Raw genomic sequence first — 16,093 nt, 5'->3', positions numbered from 1 at the left:
TCTCACACGAGTGCGTTGCGTTTGGCCATCTCGATAAGTTCTACAAGGGATCTGGCTTTGAGTTTTTGCATCAGGCGCTTTTTGTAGGTGCTGACGGTTTTGTTGCTTAGAAACATGCCCTTGGCAATTTCCTTGTTGGTGCGTCCTTGTGCAAATAACTGCAATACCATCAGCTCGCGATCATTAACGGATTTGAATAGTTCAAGTTCTGCATATCGAGTGTCATCGCTGCGCACCGGATTAAGTGCCTGACTGGGGAAGTAGTTGTAACCGGAAAGTACCGCTTTGATTGCGCTGACCAATTCGCTCAAGTCTTCCTGCTTGCAGACATATCCCGATGCACCGGATTGCATGCAGCGAATGCCGAACAGCGTAGGACACTGCGCCGTCAGAATCAGAATCTTGAAATTGGAACCCATGGTGTTGAAGCGGGCCAGCACTTCGAGGCCGTCCAGCTTGGGGATGCTGATATCGAGAATGACCAGGTCGGGCATGCATTCACGGACCATCTGCATGGCATCGACACCGTTATCGGTCTCGCCGACGACCTTGTAGCCTTCATGTTCCAGGAGCATTCGCACGGCGAGGCGGATGACCGGATGATCGTCCACAATAAAAACGGAGTTCATAAATAGAGTCCCATGCAAGCATGAATAAAGCGCGCACCTTAGCTCAGATGCATGAGCACTCGCATGGACTGGTAGTGTCGCGACTACGTTATCGGATTAATCCTACGCGTAATGAGGAAAGAGACTACGTTGAAATTAGGTTCGGCGTAAGGAAGGGCGAGCAATCAATTGGCCGAAGATTGAAATGATCCGAAGGCCAATATTGATATTCAATTATTTGTCGATGTTTAAAGTTGCGTTTAATTAGCGGTGTTTATTTGATCTGGTTAATGGGTCAAGCGTAGTTGAATCTCACCTGGCTCGCAGGGGCATTCAGCGAAAACTCTCATGGTGGTCAGCCGGTCAGATCAATGACCGGCTGACCCCACAACACTCAGTGGCTTGAACGCCCGGTCATTTCCAGTGCCATGTCACTGGCGTAACTGTCGGTCATGCCGGCGATGAAATCGATCATGCGCAGAAACGAACTGTGCAGCGAACCTTGAGGGTCCGGCGCATTGTTGCCAAGCAAATCGAGAATGCGCCGGCTCTTGAACGATGGCGTGCGGCCGTTGTGTTGTTCCAGTGCGGCGCCGCAGAACGAATTGAGCAGAATCTCCAGCGTGGTATACGCGCCGATCTCATGCAGCGTCTTGCGCTTGTCCTGGAAGATCTTCTTGCGCGCGATGTCCTTGGCGTTCAACACGCAGCGCTTTGCCGGCCCGTGCATGTGTTCGACCAGATCGCCGTGCAGTGTGCCGGCGAGCAGAGCATCCTGCTGTTCGACAAATGCCCGCGCTGCCGCGTTGGTCAGGTGCTCGATGGCCTTGCCGCGCAGGATCGCCAGTTTGCGCCGCCGGGAATCCTGCGGGCCGAGCTGGCGATAGGTTTCCGGCAAGTCGTCACCGACCAGCCCGAGCAGCAACGACTCGACTTCGGCATATTCGAGCAGCTCCATTTCCAGACCGTCTTCGAGATCGATCAGCGCATAGCAGATGTCATCGGCGGCTTCCATCAAGTAGACCAATGGATGGCGTGCCCAGCGCTGGTCTTCGATTTGCGGCAGGCCGAGCTTGTGAGCGATCTGTTCGAGCAGCGGCAGTTCGCTCTGGTAGCAGCCGAACTTGTGTTTCTTGTAGCCGAGGGAGTCGGCGTGGCGCGCGGTCCACGGGTACTTCAGATAGGTGCCCAGCGTCGCGTAGGTCAGGCGTGTGCCGCCGTCGAACTGGTGATATTCCAGCTGCGTCAGCACGCGAAAACCTTGAGCATTGCCCTCGAAATTGAGGAAATCACCACGCTCGGCTTCGCTCATGCCATCGAGCCAGCCGCGCCCGGCGGCTTGTTGAAACCAATGGCGAATCGCGTCTTCGCCGGAATGGCCGAACGGCGGATTGCCGATGTCATGTGCCAGGCAGGCCGACTGCACCACCATGCCGAGGTCGGCCGGGTCGCACCAGTCTGGCAGCGCGCTGCGCAAGGTTTCACCGACACGCATGCCCAGCGAACGGCCGACACAACTGACTTCCAGCGAATGAGTCAGGCGCGTGTGAATGTGATCGTTGCTGGTGACCGGATGCACTTGGGTCTTGCGCCCGAGGCGGCGGAAGGCCCCGGAGAAAATGATGCGGTCATGGTCTTTGTGAAAAGGGCTGCGGCCGAGTTCTTGCGGGCTGTGCAGCGGCTTGCCGAGGCGTTCGCGGTTGAGCAGGGTTGGCCAATCCAAGGCTGAATCTCTCCGTCTGGTGACTGATCGCCCTAGCTTCCCGGTTCGGCTGCGCGCCTGCAAGCGGAACTACAGACCCGCCGCATCGATATCGATCAGCAACAGCCGTTCACCGTTATCGAAGAACTGCCCGGCGGTCAGGCAATACTGGTTGCTGGTGGCATCGCGATAGGTGTTCGACAGGGTCAGGCGGCGTTCTTCCCAGCCTTCGGCCAGCAGATGATAGAAATACGGTCGCCACGACCAGTTGTGCCCCAGATAGCGGTCATCGGCAAACCAGCCGTCATGGCGCCATTCGAGGTTGGGCGTCAGTTGCGTGCCGTGGCGGTCGCACTGATAAAAGCGCAGCAGCCAGGGAAACGCCTGCAATTGCGGCAACGCACTGAGCGGGGCGCGGGCCTGCGCCCATTGCTGCAGAATCGCCATCAGTTCGCTGAGCTGCTGACGCATCTGCATCAGCCTTCCGCGCTCGCTGAGTTTCTGCTTCACGTAGCGTTGCCGCAATTGCGCGAAATGCGCGACGAAGGCATCGGTAGCGAAGAATTCTTCTTGTGCTCGGGCGAAGAGAAATCCCTGCACATAGCGCGAGCCGCACTCCAGGGCGAAATTCAGCTGTGCTTCGGTTTCGACGCCTTCAGCGATGATCCAGCAGCCGGTTTTCTCGGCCATCTGGGCGAGAGCCTTGACCACATCGCTGCTCGGTCCGCCGAGGGCCGCAGCTTGAAACAGGCGCATGTCGAGCTTGAGAATGTCCGGTTGCAGGGCCAGCACCCGATCCAGCTGCGAATAGCCGGCGCCGAAATCATCAATGGCGATTCTCGCCCCTGCGTCACGGTAGCGCCCGACCACGTGGGCCAGGCGTTCACTGTTACCACCCAGTTCGGTGATTTCAAATACGATGCGCTGCGGATCAACCTGGTGTCGCGCCAATTGCTTGAGACTTGGTAGCGCTTGATCGGCGCGCAGGCGGCTGATCCAGCGTGGCGACATGTTCAGGCTGAGAAACCACTCGGCCGGCGCTTCATGCAGGCGGCTGAGGGCGTGGTCACGGATCTGCCGATCGAGACGGCGCAAGGCAGTGGCCGGCGTGCGCGGATCGGCGAACAACGGTCCGACCGAGGTCAGTTGACCATCGCTCTGACGCAGGCGGCCCAATGCTTCGACGCCTGCAATGCGGCCGGTGGCGGTATCGATGAAAGGCTGAAAACAGGCGAGCGGTTGCCCGTCGATCACGGCAAGTCCTTAATCTTGTTTTTGGTTTGGCCGCGCTTGCCGGATAGGCACGCGGGATGGAATCTCCCGATAAGGAGATTCATCCCGGCGCTACTGCAAGAATGTAGCCAGAAGGGCGCTTCAGCGTTTGCCCGAGCTGTGCATGACCAGTCTGATCAGCGGCCCAAGCGTCGTGCCCAGACGCAGCAGTCGCGTCAAACCGCCACCACTGGTGCGTTTCGAGCCTTTGCCGGTGAGGAAACCCAGCAGCGTCACCGCCGCCACGCCCCACAACGGCGCGTGCTTGATGCCGAAACCATCCTGCACGTTCTGCTTCATGCCACGCATGCGCTGCAACGGTTGCAGCACTTGCGCGGTCTCGTGGCGGATTTCCTGACGATGCATTTCCATACGCAGGCGGATCAGCGCCTTGCGCATTTCCCGGCGTGAGCTGTTGTGCGGAAGTTCAGGCAGGCTCATGGCAGCAGACGCTCCCGGTCGTTGGCCAGCTCTTCGAGCGTGCCGTGGAAAGGCGAGGACTCATCGAAAATCGCCGCTTTGAGGCGCAGACCGCAGAAGATCGACGCCAGCGTGTAAAACACGCACAGGCCGATGATCGCCGCCAGGCGGTAGGTGTCCCAGAAGATGATCATCACCAACGTCGACAGACCTACCAGCAACAGCAGGGCAAACACCAGCGCCAGGCCGGCGAACAGCAGCAGGCTGACAGTGCGTGATTTCTGCTCCTGCAGCTCGATGCCGAACAGTTCGACATGACTGTGCAGCAGGCCCAGAACGGCAGCGCCGAGGCGACGCGTAGAGGAGGCGGTGCCCGCAGTCGGGCCGGATTCACCGATCGACATGATCAGCGCCGAGTTGCCAGCAGGCCGATCAGAAAGCCGACGCCGGCAGCGATGCCCACCGACTGCCATGGGTTGGCCGACACATAGTCTTCAGTAGCGGTTACGGCCGCCTGACCGCGCTCACGCAGGGTGTCTTCGGTCACCTTCAGGGTTTCCCGGGCACGCAGCAGGCTGTCATGAATCTGGGCACGCAGCTCATCGGCCTGATCACCCGCGAGGGTCTTGGTGTGTTCGAGCAAGCGTTCGGTGTCGGCGACCAGAGTCTGGAAGTCGTTCATCAGGATTTCTTGAGCAGTCTTTGCCTTGATGCTGGCCATGGGTGGATCTCCGTAGGTGGCTTTGAAGCGTTCGAGTATGAGCCTTGTGCGAAGGTTCAGTGCAAATGCCTGGTACAACTTTTGCTGTGTCGTGGTGCGTCGCTCGGCGTATGTGCGCTGTTGCCGGGCGTCCGAGCAGAAAACTCTAATTCATTTGCTCGCGGTTCGTGATCAGACATCGATATATGCGCCAAACCAGTTCATCAACCCTGCCGTTGGATATTTGATGAGTCGTAATTTGGTGCATGAAATGCACACATGAACCGCTTTGGTGCCTTTTAGCCTTGGGTCTGCCTCCTCATGGAAAATTTGCAAAGCGCTGTGGACACGCTGGTTCACAGCTCCAACACGTTGTTCATTCTGATCGGTGCGGTGATGGTACTGGCGATGCACGCCGGTTTCGCCTTTCTGGAGGTCGGCACGGTCCGGCAGAAGAACCAGGTCAACGCGCTGGCGAAAATCCTCAGCGACTTTGCCGTGTCGACCCTGGCCTATTTCTTTATAGGCTATTGGATCTCCTATGGCGTCACCTTCATGCAACCGGCGGCGGTGCTCACGGCTGACCATGGCTATGGACTGGTGAAGTTTTTCTTTCTGCTGACTTTCGCTGCCGCGATCCCGGCGATCATTTCCGGCGGCATTGCCGAACGCGCGCGTTTCGTCCCGCAGTTGTGCGCGACGGCGCTGATCGTAGCGTTTATCTATCCGTTTTTCGAAGGGCTGATCTGGAACGGCAACTTCGGCTTGCAAGGCTGGCTGGCGGCGCAGTTTGGCGCGGCATTTCATGATTTCGCCGGCTCGGTGGTGGTGCATGCCGTGGGCGGTTGGCTGGCGTTGGCCGCTGTTCTGCTGCTCGGCCCGCGCAATGGTCGCTACCGCGATGGGCGCCTGGTCGCGTTCGCGCCGTCGAGCATTCCGTTTCTCGCACTGGGCTCGTGGATCCTGATTGTCGGCTGGTTCGGCTTCAACGTGATGAGCGCGCAGACGCTGCAAGGCGTCAGTGGCCTGGTCGCGGTCAACTCGCTGATGGCCATGGTCGGCGGTACCGTCGCGGCGTTGATCGTTGGGCGCAATGACCCGGGCTTTCTGCATAACGGCCCGCTGGCCGGGCTGGTGGCGATTTGCGCCGGCTCCGACCTCATGCATCCGGTCGGTGCGCTGGTAACCGGCGCGATCGCCGGAGCCTTGTTTGTCTGGTGCTTTACCGCTGCGCAAGTCAAATGGCGCATTGATGATGTGCTGGGCGTATGGCCGCTGCATGGTTTGTGTGGCGTGTGGGGCGGGATTGCCTGCGGCATCTTCGGTCAGTCTGCGCTGGGTGGCCTGGGCGGCGTCAGCCTGATCAGCCAGTTGATCGGCACTGCGCTTGGCGTCGCGGTCGCGCTGGTCGGCGGCTTCGTCGTCTACGGCGCGATCAAGGCATTGCATGGGCTGCGCCTGAGTCAGGAACAAGAGTATTACGGCGCCGACCTGTCGCTGCACAAGATCGGCGCGGTGAGTCAGGACTAGATTTCCTCATCATTGGCTCCGGGATAGAAACCGTGGAGCAGGCGATAGCGATCGATGCGCACTTGATCGACCTTCTCCTGCACTTTGTGCGCGGGCAGGCCGAGCATGATCAGCGCATGTGAAGCGAGCATCAGGCTCGACTCCAAAAGCTCCGGCACCACCTCGGTGGCGCCGGCGGCTCTGAGTTCCGCCGATTGGCTGTCGTCACGGGTGCGTACCAGAATCGGCACCTGTCGGTTGAGTCGCCGGGCTTCGCGCAGAATGCGCAACGCCACGTCGCTCTGATCTACGGCAATCACCAGCAGCCTGGCGCGCAACAGGCCAACCGCAGTAAGCAGATCGCCACGCGCCGAGTCGCCGTAATGCACGTCGCTTTCCGCGGATGCGGCTTCCTGCACCCGCACCGGATCGTTGTCCAGCGCAACATAGGCTTGCCCCGCATTGCCCATGAAGCGGCCGATGGATTGGCCGACGCGACCGTAGCCGCAGATCACCACGTGCTGGTCGAGGTCGGCGTTGAGCGCGCTGATCTGTTCGATCTGCGCTTCCTGATTGGGCTTGCGGTGCAGCACGGCGGCAATGCGCGGCGCCGCACGCAACAGCAGTGGCGTGAGCAGCATCGAACAGAACGTCGCCGCGAGCAGCAGTGCACCCGGTTCGGCCGGCAACAGGCTGTTCTGCTGCATCTGCGCCATCAAGGCAAAACAGAATTCGCCACCCTGGGCCAGGGCGAGGCCGCTGCGCCATGCGGTTTCGCTGTCACTGCCGCGCCACTTCACCAGCAGCGCGACCACGATGCCCTTGATCAGCATCAGGCCGAGCGTCAGGCCGATGATCAACAGGCTGTGACTGACGAACAGTTGCAGGTCGATCAGCATGCCGATGCTGACGAAGAATACGCCGAGCAGAATGTCGCGAAAGGGCCGGATGTCAGCTTCGATCTGGTGCCGGTAATGGCTTTCCCCGAGCAACATGCCGGCAAGGAAAGCGCCGAGTGCAGGCGACAGCCCCAACAAGTGCGTGAGCCAGGCAGTCAGCAGCACGATCACCAGCGCCAGCAGGACGAACAGCTCCGCCGAACGCGAGGCCGCCACTTCATGAAACAGCCGTGGCAATAACCAGCGACTGGCGAGCAGCAGGCCGAAGAACAGCACCAAGGTCTTGCCCAGTGTCAGCGGCAAGGCCCAATACCAGGCCTGCTCGCTGGTGCCGGCGAACACCGGAACCAGTGTCAGCAGCAATACCGCGACAACGTCCTGAAACAGCAGCACGCCGACCGCGTTCTGGCCGTGGCTGCTGAACACTTCACCAAGGCTGCCCAGCTCCTTGGTCACGATCGCCGTGGATGACAGCGATAAACCGGCACCGAGCAACAGCGCCGGCATCAGCGGCATACCCAGGCCCATCAACAGTGTGCCGAGCAACGCTGTGCTGATCAGCACTTGCTGACTGCCGAGGCGAAACACCACCTGACGCAGCGCAATCATCTTCGACAGGGAGAACTCCAGGCCCAGCGAAAACAGCAGAAACACCACGCCCAGCTCGGCGACATCCGGCAGATGTTCGCTCTCGTTGACCCAGTCGAATGCGTTCGGCCCGACCAGTAATCCCACGCACAGGTAACCCAGTACCGGCGGCAGTCGCAGGCGCCGGAACAGGGCAATCACCACCAGGGATGAGGCGAGGATGATCAACAGATTTGCAAACACGGGACACTCCGCTGTCAGGGCGTTGGCCTCTGAAGCGTAGAGGCAAAAAGTCCGCGAGGATGACGCATTTGCAATTTGCGCTGAATGATTTGCGTCAGGATTTTGCGCCGGGAGCGTTGGGTCCTTTGAGCGGCGCCGGGTCGACGAGGGTTTAGTGGCGTCCTAGAATGGGCTCACTTGTTTTCCGGTAATGCCGTCATGCCTCCTGAATGTCAGCTGTTCGGCACCCTCGGGTGTCACCTGTGTGAAGTCGCCGAAGCCGAGCTGATGCCCTTCGTCGAGCATGGTCTGCTGGTTGAACTGGTGGACATCGCCGAAGACGAATCGTGGTTCGAAAAATACAGCTTGCGCATCCCGGTACTGCGGCGGGTCGACATTGGCGCTGAGCTGGATTGGCCGTTCAGTGGCGATGAAATCGCGGCGTTTTTACGATGATGAGCTTTACTCTCGTTCTCCCGCTGGTCGCAGCAATGCATCCTTGCGTTGGCGCTCGCTGACTTCTTCGGTTACTGTATGTCCATACAGCAATCGAGTCAGAGGGATGAACCGTGGTCAATGTCGAACAGTTGAAGAGCAGCGTTAACCGGATGTCGGTCGACGTGGTGCGCGAGGCCGTCCTCGAATTGCGCCTGGACGGGCTGGTCACGGAAGGCAAGACGCCGTTCAACAAGCTGCATTTCAACACCTGCTTTGCCGAGATCGAAGCCCTGTTTCAGCGCGCCGGTTATCACAAGCAGCTGGATGTGGTCGGTTATCAGGGACTGTTATACGCGTTGTACGATCCAGGGCGTTGGGAAGCGGTCGATGTGTTGCGCTGGCTGAAGGAGTTCACCGAAGCAGCGGCTCTCAAATCGATTCCGGCCTGATCAAACTGCGCTAGGTGGCTTTGCCTCACTGTTGGATAATGCCGGCCTGCATTGAGGATTTCTGTTTCGTATGACCAGCCCCGTATTTTCCGCTGCGCACAATCAGGCCAGCACCTTGTATTTACCGCCCGGTCCCTGGCTGACAGTGCTCGATTGCCTGTGCGAGCACTTCAGTGCCATCGGCCGCGAACAATGGCTCGACCGGATTGCTCGGGGGCGGGTGCTGGATGCGCAGGGCCAGCCGATTGCGCTGGACTTGCCGTACAAGGAAGGTTTGCGCATTCACTACTTTCGCGAAGTGCCGGACGAGAAGCCGATCCCGGTGCTCGAGTCGATTCTCTACGCCGATGAACACTTGGTGGTGGCCGACAAACCCCACTTTCTGCCAGTAACCCCGGCCGGAGAATATGTCGAACAAACCCTGCTGCGGCGGCTGATCCGTCGGCTGGACAATCCGCATCTGGTGCCGCTGCACCGCATCGACCGGCACACGGCAGGTCTGGTGATCTTCTCGGCCAACCCGCAAACCCGCTCGGCCTATCAGTCGTTGTTCCCGACCCGGCAGATCGACAAGCGCTATGAAGCGATCGCCCGGGCGCTGCCCGAGTTGAATTTCCCGTTGGTGCACAAGAGCCGTTTGGTCGATGGCGAGCCGTTCTTCCGCATGCAAGAAGGGCCTGGCGCCAGCAATACCGAAACGGCGGTCGAGGTGCGTGAGAAAAATGGTGATCTGTGGCGCTATGGCCTTTATCCCGTGACGGGCAAGAAGCATCAGTTGCGGGTGCACATGACGTCGCTGGGAGCGAGTATTTGCAACGATCCGTTTTATCCGACGGTGTTGAAAGATGTCGAGGACGACTACGCCAACCCGTTGAAGCTGCTTGCGCAAGGCCTGCGCTTCATCGATCCGGTGACCGGTGAGTTGCGGGAGTTCGAGAGTCGAATCACCTTGCAGTGGTAATGCTGAAACTGCTTTCCGAGTGCCCAAGAAAAAGCCCGCATGACAATGCGGGCTTTTCTGTATCCGGTAACGACGCGGAGCCTTACAGCTCTTTAACGGTACGAACCTGATCCTTGTTGATGCGGGTCTCTTTGCCGTCCAGCTGCTGGAACTCGTAGAAGCCCGAATCATCATCGTATTTCGGGGTGTCGACGGCCTGGATTTCGCGACCGTCATTCAAGGTGATCACTGTCGGCGAGGAGCAACCGGCGAGGGTTGCCAGGCCCAGTGCGAGCATGAAAGTGGCGAGGGTCCGTTGAGTCATGAGTGTGTCTCCGAATGGGAAATCTTCTGGTTACTGAGCTTGAGACGTAAACAAGGCGTGAGAGTTCCTTGGATAGTGTCAGTCTGACACAGTGTTGTGCAGATGTAACAATTCCGGGGTGTTGAGGTTGGCCAGTCGCGGATCGTTGTCAGGGCATTGCAATGCGACGGCGCCGAGACTGCGCATCACCCGCCCCGGGCTGCGCTCGCCTGCATTCCAGGCTGCTTCGAATGCCGGCAACAGCGCCACCGGAATCACGCACAGCAGCGGTTCCCAGTGCTCGCCGTGGCGCAGCATTAAAGGTTTTTCACGTTGCAGATCGGCAGTGGTCAGCATGTCTTGCAGCAAGGCTTTGTCGATTCTCGGCACATCACACGGCAACACCAGCAAATGCGCATGGCGCGCCGCTTTCAGTCCTGCACGAATACCGGCCAGCGGCCCGGGGAAATCGCCTTCATCATCCATTACCAACTGATCGGCAAACCCGGCATAACGCTCGCGATTGCGGTTGCACGAGATAATTAGATCGTCGGTCAGCGGCCGTACCTTGCGCTGCAAATGCGCGATCAACGGCTCGCCCAGCCACTCGATGAGGCCCTTGTCCTGACCGCCCATGCGTTGACCGCGTCCACCGGCCAGAAGCAGGACGGAGCAGGATGGCAACGGGTTGTTCGAGGGCATGACGACTCTCCAGAGGGGCGGCGGAAAAATGAGCCGCTGTGATATAACACCGGGCTGTTTCCCCTACAACTGGAAGAGCCTATGAAAGCCAAGGCTGATGTACCTTTCGTGCCGCTCAATATTGCGGTGCTGACTGTCAGCGACACCCGAACCCTGGAAACCGATACCTCCGGCCAGGTCTTCGTTGATCGCTTGATCGCGGCCGGTCACGCGCTGGCCGAGCGGGTTTTGCTTAAAGATGATCTCTACAAAATCCGTGCGCAAGTCGCCAACTGGATTGCCGACGATGTGGTTCAGGTTGTGTTGATCACCGGCGGCACTGGCTTCACCGGGCGTGACAGCACACCGGAAGCGGTGGCATGTCTGCTCGACAAGCAGGTCGACGGATTCGGCGAACTGTTCCGCCATATCTCCGTGGCCGATATCGGCACTTCGACCGTGCAGTCCCGTGCCTTGGCAGGCTTGGCCAACGGCACGCTGGTGTGCTGCCTGCCGGGTTCGACCAATGCGGTGCGCACTGGCTGGGATGGCATTCTTGCTGAGCAACTGGACGCCCGTCATCGTCCGTGCAACTTCGTCACCCATCTGAAGCAGGCGGCGCCTTGTGAATCCCGTGGGTAAGCCGGGCAAGACCAGCAGTTTGCTGCCTGTCGAAACGGCGCTCGAGCGTTTGCTGGCCATGGCCGATGCGTCGCGCATTGTCGAACGCGAGCACTTGCCGCTGGCTCAGGTCGAAGGGCGGGTGCTGGCTGAAGATCTGATCTCGACGCTGGATCTGCCGCCGTGGCCGAACAGCGCCATGGACGGCTACGCCTTGAACCTGCTGGATTGGCAGGGCGAGCCGCTGCCGGTCAGTCAAAAGGTGTTTGCCGGGCAATCTCCGCAGCCGTTGGAACCAGGTACCTGCGCACGCATCTTTACCGGGGCGCCGTTGCCGCCGGGCGCTGACTGTGTCGAGATGCAGGAAAACGCCGAAGTTCAGGCCGACGGCCGAGTGCGCTTTCTTGAACCTTTGAAAGCCGGGCAGAACATTCGTCCGCAAGGGCAGGAAACCACGGTCGGCGAATTGGTGCTGCAAGCTGGAACCCGGCTCGGACCGATTGAGCAAGGCCTGGCTGCTTCGCTTGGCTGTGCCGGGGTTAACGTCGTGCGCAAGCCGCGGGTGGCGGTTCTGTCCACTGGGGACGAGCTGGTTGAACCCGGTCAGGCATTGGGTCCGGGCCAGATCTACAACAGCAACCGCGTGCTTCTGTGCAGCTGGCTGCAGCGTCTGGGCTGCGAAGTCATCGATGGTGGAATTCTTCCGGACGATCTACCCGCGACGCGGGCGCGGCTGGGTGAGCTGCAAAATGTCGATCTGGTCCTCTCTACCGGCGGGGTCTCGGTCGGTGAAGCGGACTTCCTCGGCATTGCCTTGCGTGAAGAAGGCGAGCTGGACCTGTGGAAACTGGCGATCAAGCCCGGAAAACCATTGACGTTCGGTCATTTCCGCAACGTGCCGGTGATTGGCCTGCCCGGCAATCCCGCCTCTACGCTGGTGACGTTCGCCTTGCTGACGCGGCCTTATCTGTTGCGACGCCTGGGTGTGCAAGATGTCGAGCCGCTCAAGTTTGCAGTGCCAGCAGGCTTTGTCTGGCCGGTGGCCGGCAACCGTCGTGAATATCTGCGCGGGCGCTTGGAACAGGGGCGGGCGATCATTTACCGCAACCAGAGTTCGGGGGTGCTGCGTAGCGCGGCGTGGGCCGACGGATTGGTGGAAGTCCTAGAAGGCCGCACGCTGAGCGAGGGTGATGCAGTGAGCTTCATTCCCCTCAGTGACCTTCTGGGGTAGAGCATCTCGCCCATGCACGCGTCGGCTGAAACGCACGGCGCGTGCAACGAATGATTCGGTCAGTTGCTGATCAATGTCACCAACTGGTCGAATCGGCTGTTGGCCACCCAGCCCAGCAGACCGAGGATGACAGCGGTGGCACCCGCCGAATACGCCAGACGGTGTTTGATCGTCCGGACATCATTGAGCACTTCGTCCATATCGCGGCGCATGTATTTGAAGTGAGTCTCCAGCTCGCTGACTCGGGGTTCCATATCAAACTCTCCAGGGGTCTTGGCGCTGTTACAGAAGTCTGGTTTCTTGCTGGCACGACTTTCGGCGAGAGCGGCGACCGGGCTCACCGGTGCCTTGGTTTCATGGTTGTGCATGGAAGTTCTCGCCGATCGTATCAACTGCACGCTTGCTGGTTTTGCCATTGCTCGATTCATGGAAATAAATCGGGGGGTATCCGTTCATTACCGGCACATCCTTGTGTTATTGGGTTGAAGGTTGATGCTGCTGGCACACGGTGACCCAATGGTCGGACGGGGTCAATTAAGCCGATTCCTCTTGTTTCGTAAGAAAAAATACCGCTGTGTAGGACGCCAGCAGTTGGACGAAGAATTAATTGCCAGCTCGGTGGCTTTTTTAAGGCGCACAGTGGTCAAGATGTTTCAATCGATTTCAATTCTTGGAGTGACGTTATGAGTGAACGCCGGGCACTGCTGATCTTGCATGGCAAACAGGCACTCAACGAGGATGTCCGCGCTGCCGTCGAAGCCAAGCGTGAGCAAGGCTGGGAGCTGGCTGTGCGAGTGACCTGGGAGGCCGGCGACGCCCAGCGTCTGGTCGAGGAAGCGTTGGCGGCCGGCTACAGCAAAATCATCGCCGGTGGCGGTGATGGCACCTTGCGCGATATTGCCGAGGCGCTGGCGCAGCATCCGCAAAAAGCCAGTCTTGTGTTGCTGCCGCTGGGAACCGCCAACGATTTCTCCCGCGCCGCCGGTATTTCCCTGGAGCCTGCCGAAGCCCTTGAGCTACTGGATGTTCAGCCCTCGGATATCGATCTGGGCGAAGTGGGCGGGCAGATTTTCCTGAACATGGCGACCGGCGGATTCGGCAGCCAGGTGACCGCCAATACTTCGGAAGATCTGAAAAAGGTCTTGGGCGGCGCCGCTTATCTATTTACCGGCCTGACCCGGTTCAGCGAACTGCATGCCGCTTACGGCGAGTTGCAAGGCCCGGATTTCCATTGGCAGGGTGAGCTGCTGGCGCTGGGCATCGGTAACGGCCGGCAGGCGGGTGGCGGCCATGTGCTGTGCCCCGAGGCACAAGTTGACGATGGTTTGCTGGACATCAGTATCCTGCCGGCACCGCAAGAACTGGTCGGCACGCTGAAGAATCTGCTGAGCGAGGGCTTCGGCCTCGACAACATGTTCGTGCGGGCGCGATTGCCGTGGGTCGAGATCAAGGTCGCCGAAGGGCTGAGCATCAATCTCGACGGCGAGCCACTGGAGGGTGACAGTCTGCGTTTTGTTGCGAAACCTGCAGCGTTGCAGGTGCATCTGCCGAAAGACTCGCCGTTATTGGGCCAACAACCGTCAATCAGTCATCAAGGCTGATGATCTGCTCACGCACGGCGAACAGCACCAGGCCCGCCACGTCATAGATCTGCAAGCGCTTCATGATCTGTGCGCGGTGGGTTTCCACGGTCTTGACGCTCAAGCCCAGGCCGTTGGCGATTTCCCGGGTCGATTTGCCGCGCACGATCAGGCGAAGGATTTCCAGCTGGCGCGCGGTCAGATTGTGCGAATCGGCGATGTCCGGCTGGCTTTTCTGGTTGCGGGTCAGTGCCTGATTGATCACGGTGTGAGCGATGGCCGGGCTGAGGTAGCGTTCGTTGTTGCGCAGGGCTTCCAGCGCGTGCTCGAGCTCGGTGGCCGTGGTGTCCTTGAGCAGGTAGCCGTGGGCGCCGGACTCCAGCGCCTGCATGATCAGCGCCGGATCGGTGTGCATCGACAGGATCAGCACTTTGCTCTGCGGCCGCACACGCTTGAGGCGTTGCAGCGCTTCCAGGCCACCGGTTTCCCTCATCGAGATGTCCAGCAATACGATGTCGGGGCTCAGTTGCTCGACCATTTCGAGCAATTGCGAACCATCACTGGCTTCGCCGATTACCGCGTAACCGGGAATATCCAGAACCAGAGCACGCACGCCGGCTCTGATCAGCGAGTGGTCATCCACCAGAAGTAAGTTACAAGTCAACGCATAACCTTATTCGTACTGGCCCGTTCGAGCGCTCGCGGCGCCCAGGGGAAAAGTGCTTCGATTCGAGTGCCTTTGCCCGGCTCGCTGATAACGCTCAATGTGCCGCCCAACTGTTCGATGCGCTCGGCCATTCCGGCCATGCCGCGTTGGCCTTCTCTGGCCGGGTCGGCCGCCGGGGCAAAACCCAGGCCGTCATCACTGATCAACAGCGTCAGACCTTGCGGCAATCGCTGTACCCGAATCAACAGGTTTTTTGCCTGTGCGTGGCGCAGGATGTTGGTCACCGCTTCCTGGGCGATGCGAAACGCGGCGACGGCCATTTCCTCGGGGATGCCGTTGAGCCGTTGCTGGCAATCGAGACTCCAGTTGACCGGCGTGTTGGCCAGTGTCTTGAGCAAGTGCGCACGCAGGCTGGCTTCTAGGCCCAGGCTGGTCAATTGACGTGGATTGAGAATCGCCGAGACGTCACGCACCTTGTTCAGGGTTTCATCCAGCGTGTCGCAGAGCACCTTGCATTGTTCCTGCAGATCCTCCGGCAGGCGGCGTTTGAGCCAGTCACTTTGCAGCTTGGCGGCAGTGAGCAACTGGCCGATATCGTCGTGCAATTCACGGCTGAGGCGATGACGCTCGTTTTCCTGGACTTGCAGAAGTCGATCAGCCAACTCTTGTGGCTGAAACTTGATCGATTTGCGTGACAAGCGATATTGCACCCAGACGCACGCGGTGGCGGCGATGTCGAGCGCCAGCAATCCCAAAGGAAGGCGTGCGGAAACAACATACGCCAGCAGACTGCCCGAGGTCGCCAGAACACACAGGACAAGTGTGAAGCGCCGGGCGTTTTCCCGAGAAGGTGGCCATGTGATAAGTGACTTGAGACTGGCGTACATAACGGATGGAGCCAATGGATGTTCGCTGCGGGCAGACCGACCGGTGACTGGCGGATCTCTGTGTGGAAATACTGTCATTTATGTTATTGATTCAATCCGCATTCATTAAGCGATCATTGACTGGCAATAACATCGAAAAGGTAACACTGAAGTCAGTATGCCATTAACCGGCAGGCAACTAACCGGCGGCATAATACCACTTAACATACCGTTGGTCGCGGTTGCTATATATGTCCATTCAGTCAGGAAATATCGGATCGTGGACGCAAGTTCCATATTGGAAAAAGTTGGAGTTGTTGTATTTGGGCCACTTCGATTTGCCTGGAAGTGTCGCTGGGTGCACACAGGGAAAACCCTGATGGCGGCACCTGAAAA

The 16,093-nt window shown here is 59.2% G+C and carries 19 protein-coding genes; 7 read left to right on the top strand and 12 right to left on the bottom strand.

Annotated features, from left to right (window positions below):
- Window positions 1-2: 2 nt before the first annotated feature.
- The 6 genes from KVG87_RS16715 to KVG87_RS16690 all read right to left on the bottom strand — a co-directional run bounded on the left by KVG87_RS16715 (window position 3) and on the right by KVG87_RS16690 (window position 4,723).
- Window positions 3-629, bottom strand: coding sequence for a response regulator transcription factor (locus KVG87_RS16715; RefSeq protein WP_041478434.1), 627 nt, complete (start codon window positions 627-629; stop codon window positions 3-5).
- Between the two features lie 373 nt (window positions 630-1,002).
- Window positions 1,003-2,331 (bottom strand): deoxyguanosinetriphosphate triphosphohydrolase, encoded by a 1,329-nt coding sequence (locus KVG87_RS16710; protein WP_016770846.1) that lies wholly within the window; start codon window positions 2,329-2,331, stop codon window positions 1,003-1,005.
- 69 nt (window positions 2,332-2,400) lie between these two features.
- Window positions 2,401-3,564: an EAL domain-containing protein gene (locus KVG87_RS16705; protein WP_016770845.1), complete on the bottom strand. Its 1,164-nt coding sequence runs from the start codon at window positions 3,562-3,564 to the stop codon at window positions 2,401-2,403.
- Window positions 3,565-3,684: 120 nt separating this feature from the next.
- Window positions 3,685-4,023 carry a hypothetical protein gene (locus tag KVG87_RS16700; protein ID WP_217851655.1) on the bottom strand — a complete coding sequence of 113 codons (339 nt, stop codon included), beginning with the start codon at window positions 4,021-4,023 and terminating at the stop codon, window positions 3,685-3,687.
- Entirely contained in the window at window positions 4,020-4,406 is a 387-nt protein-coding gene (locus tag KVG87_RS16695; RefSeq protein ID WP_008079909.1) for a phage holin family protein, read from the bottom strand. The genes KVG87_RS16700 and KVG87_RS16695 overlap by 4 nt, the downstream gene beginning before the upstream one ends.
- A 2-nt stretch (window positions 4,407-4,408) precedes the next feature.
- The gene (locus tag KVG87_RS16690; RefSeq protein WP_016770842.1) at window positions 4,409-4,723 is read right to left on the bottom strand and encodes an ElaB/YgaM/YqjD family protein; all 315 of its coding nucleotides are present in this window, start codon (window positions 4,721-4,723) and stop codon (window positions 4,409-4,411) included.
- 300 nt (window positions 4,724-5,023) lie between these two features.
- Here KVG87_RS16690 and KVG87_RS16685 point away from each other — a divergent pair, with 300 nt between their 5' ends.
- On the top strand, window positions 5,024-6,232 hold the full coding sequence (locus tag KVG87_RS16685; RefSeq protein ID WP_041478438.1) for an ammonium transporter: 1,209 nt from the start codon (window positions 5,024-5,026) through the stop codon (window positions 6,230-6,232).
- Here KVG87_RS16685 and KVG87_RS16680 read toward each other — a convergent pair.
- On the bottom strand, window positions 6,229-7,941 hold the full coding sequence (locus KVG87_RS16680; RefSeq protein WP_076563710.1) for a cation:proton antiporter: 1,713 nt from the start codon (window positions 7,939-7,941) through the stop codon (window positions 6,229-6,231). The genes KVG87_RS16685 and KVG87_RS16680 overlap by 4 nt on opposite strands.
- A gap of 198 nt (window positions 7,942-8,139) precedes the next feature.
- On the opposite strand from KVG87_RS16680, the gene KVG87_RS16675 reads away from it, so the two are divergent.
- The 3 genes from KVG87_RS16675 to KVG87_RS16665 all read left to right on the top strand — a co-directional run bounded on the left by KVG87_RS16675 (window position 8,140) and on the right by KVG87_RS16665 (window position 9,768).
- On the top strand, window positions 8,140-8,376 hold the full coding sequence (locus KVG87_RS16675; protein ID WP_217851653.1) for a glutaredoxin family protein: 237 nt from the start codon (window positions 8,140-8,142) through the stop codon (window positions 8,374-8,376).
- Between the two features lie 113 nt (window positions 8,377-8,489).
- Window positions 8,490-8,807: a hypothetical protein gene (locus KVG87_RS16670; RefSeq protein WP_016770837.1), complete on the top strand. Its 318-nt coding sequence runs from the start codon at window positions 8,490-8,492 to the stop codon at window positions 8,805-8,807.
- Between the two features lie 70 nt (window positions 8,808-8,877).
- On the top strand, window positions 8,878-9,768 hold the full coding sequence (locus tag KVG87_RS16665; RefSeq protein ID WP_217851651.1) for a pseudouridine synthase: 891 nt from the start codon (window positions 8,878-8,880) through the stop codon (window positions 9,766-9,768).
- Between the two features lie 82 nt (window positions 9,769-9,850).
- Here the strand turns inward: KVG87_RS16665 and KVG87_RS16660 are convergent, their stop codons facing one another.
- Entirely contained in the window at window positions 9,851-10,072 is a 222-nt protein-coding gene (locus tag KVG87_RS16660; protein WP_016770600.1) for a YgdI/YgdR family lipoprotein, read from the bottom strand.
- Window positions 10,073-10,150: 78 nt separating this feature from the next.
- On the bottom strand, window positions 10,151-10,753 hold the full coding sequence (gene mobA, locus KVG87_RS16655; RefSeq protein WP_217851649.1) for a molybdenum cofactor guanylyltransferase MobA: 603 nt from the start codon (window positions 10,751-10,753) through the stop codon (window positions 10,151-10,153).
- 81 nt (window positions 10,754-10,834) lie between these two features.
- Here mobA and moaB point away from each other — a divergent pair, with 81 nt between their 5' ends.
- Both moaB and KVG87_RS16645 read left to right on the top strand, forming a co-directional pair.
- The gene (moaB, locus tag KVG87_RS16650; protein WP_217851648.1) at window positions 10,835-11,374 is read left to right on the top strand and encodes a molybdenum cofactor biosynthesis protein B; all 540 of its coding nucleotides are present in this window, start codon (window positions 10,835-10,837) and stop codon (window positions 11,372-11,374) included.
- The gene (locus KVG87_RS16645; protein ID WP_217851646.1) at window positions 11,358-12,584 is read left to right on the top strand and encodes a molybdopterin molybdotransferase MoeA; all 1,227 of its coding nucleotides are present in this window, start codon (window positions 11,358-11,360) and stop codon (window positions 12,582-12,584) included. Before moaB ends, KVG87_RS16645 begins: the two co-directional genes overlap by 17 nt.
- Window positions 12,585-12,643: 59 nt before the next feature.
- Here the strand turns inward: KVG87_RS16645 and KVG87_RS16640 are convergent, their stop codons facing one another.
- Window positions 12,644-12,952, bottom strand: coding sequence for a hypothetical protein (locus KVG87_RS16640; protein ID WP_172834003.1), 309 nt, complete (start codon window positions 12,950-12,952; stop codon window positions 12,644-12,646).
- A gap of 315 nt (window positions 12,953-13,267) precedes the next feature.
- On the opposite strand from KVG87_RS16640, the gene yegS reads away from it, so the two are divergent.
- Window positions 13,268-14,185, top strand: coding sequence for a lipid kinase YegS (yegS, locus tag KVG87_RS16635; RefSeq protein ID WP_217851645.1), 918 nt, complete (start codon window positions 13,268-13,270; stop codon window positions 14,183-14,185).
- Here the strand turns inward: yegS and KVG87_RS16630 are convergent.
- Together KVG87_RS16630 and KVG87_RS16625 are read right to left on the bottom strand one after the other, a co-directional pair.
- The gene (locus KVG87_RS16630) at window positions 14,169-14,828 is read right to left on the bottom strand and encodes a response regulator (protein WP_041478445.1); all 660 of its coding nucleotides are present in this window, start codon (window positions 14,826-14,828) and stop codon (window positions 14,169-14,171) included. The two genes, yegS and KVG87_RS16630, sit on opposite strands and share 17 nt — an antisense overlap.
- Window positions 14,825-15,718, bottom strand: coding sequence for a sensor histidine kinase (locus KVG87_RS16625; RefSeq protein WP_217851860.1), 894 nt, complete (start codon window positions 15,716-15,718; stop codon window positions 14,825-14,827). Before KVG87_RS16625 ends, KVG87_RS16630 begins: the two co-directional genes overlap by 4 nt.
- Window positions 15,719-16,093: the final 375 nt, after the last annotated feature.

This window comes from Pseudomonas siliginis (assembly GCF_019145195.1).
In the GTDB taxonomy this organism is placed as follows: Bacteria; Pseudomonadota; Gammaproteobacteria; order Pseudomonadales; family Pseudomonadaceae; genus Aquipseudomonas; species Aquipseudomonas siliginis.
Note: the sequence above shows the minus strand (reverse complement) of the source record. Positions and strands in the feature narration are given on the sequence as shown.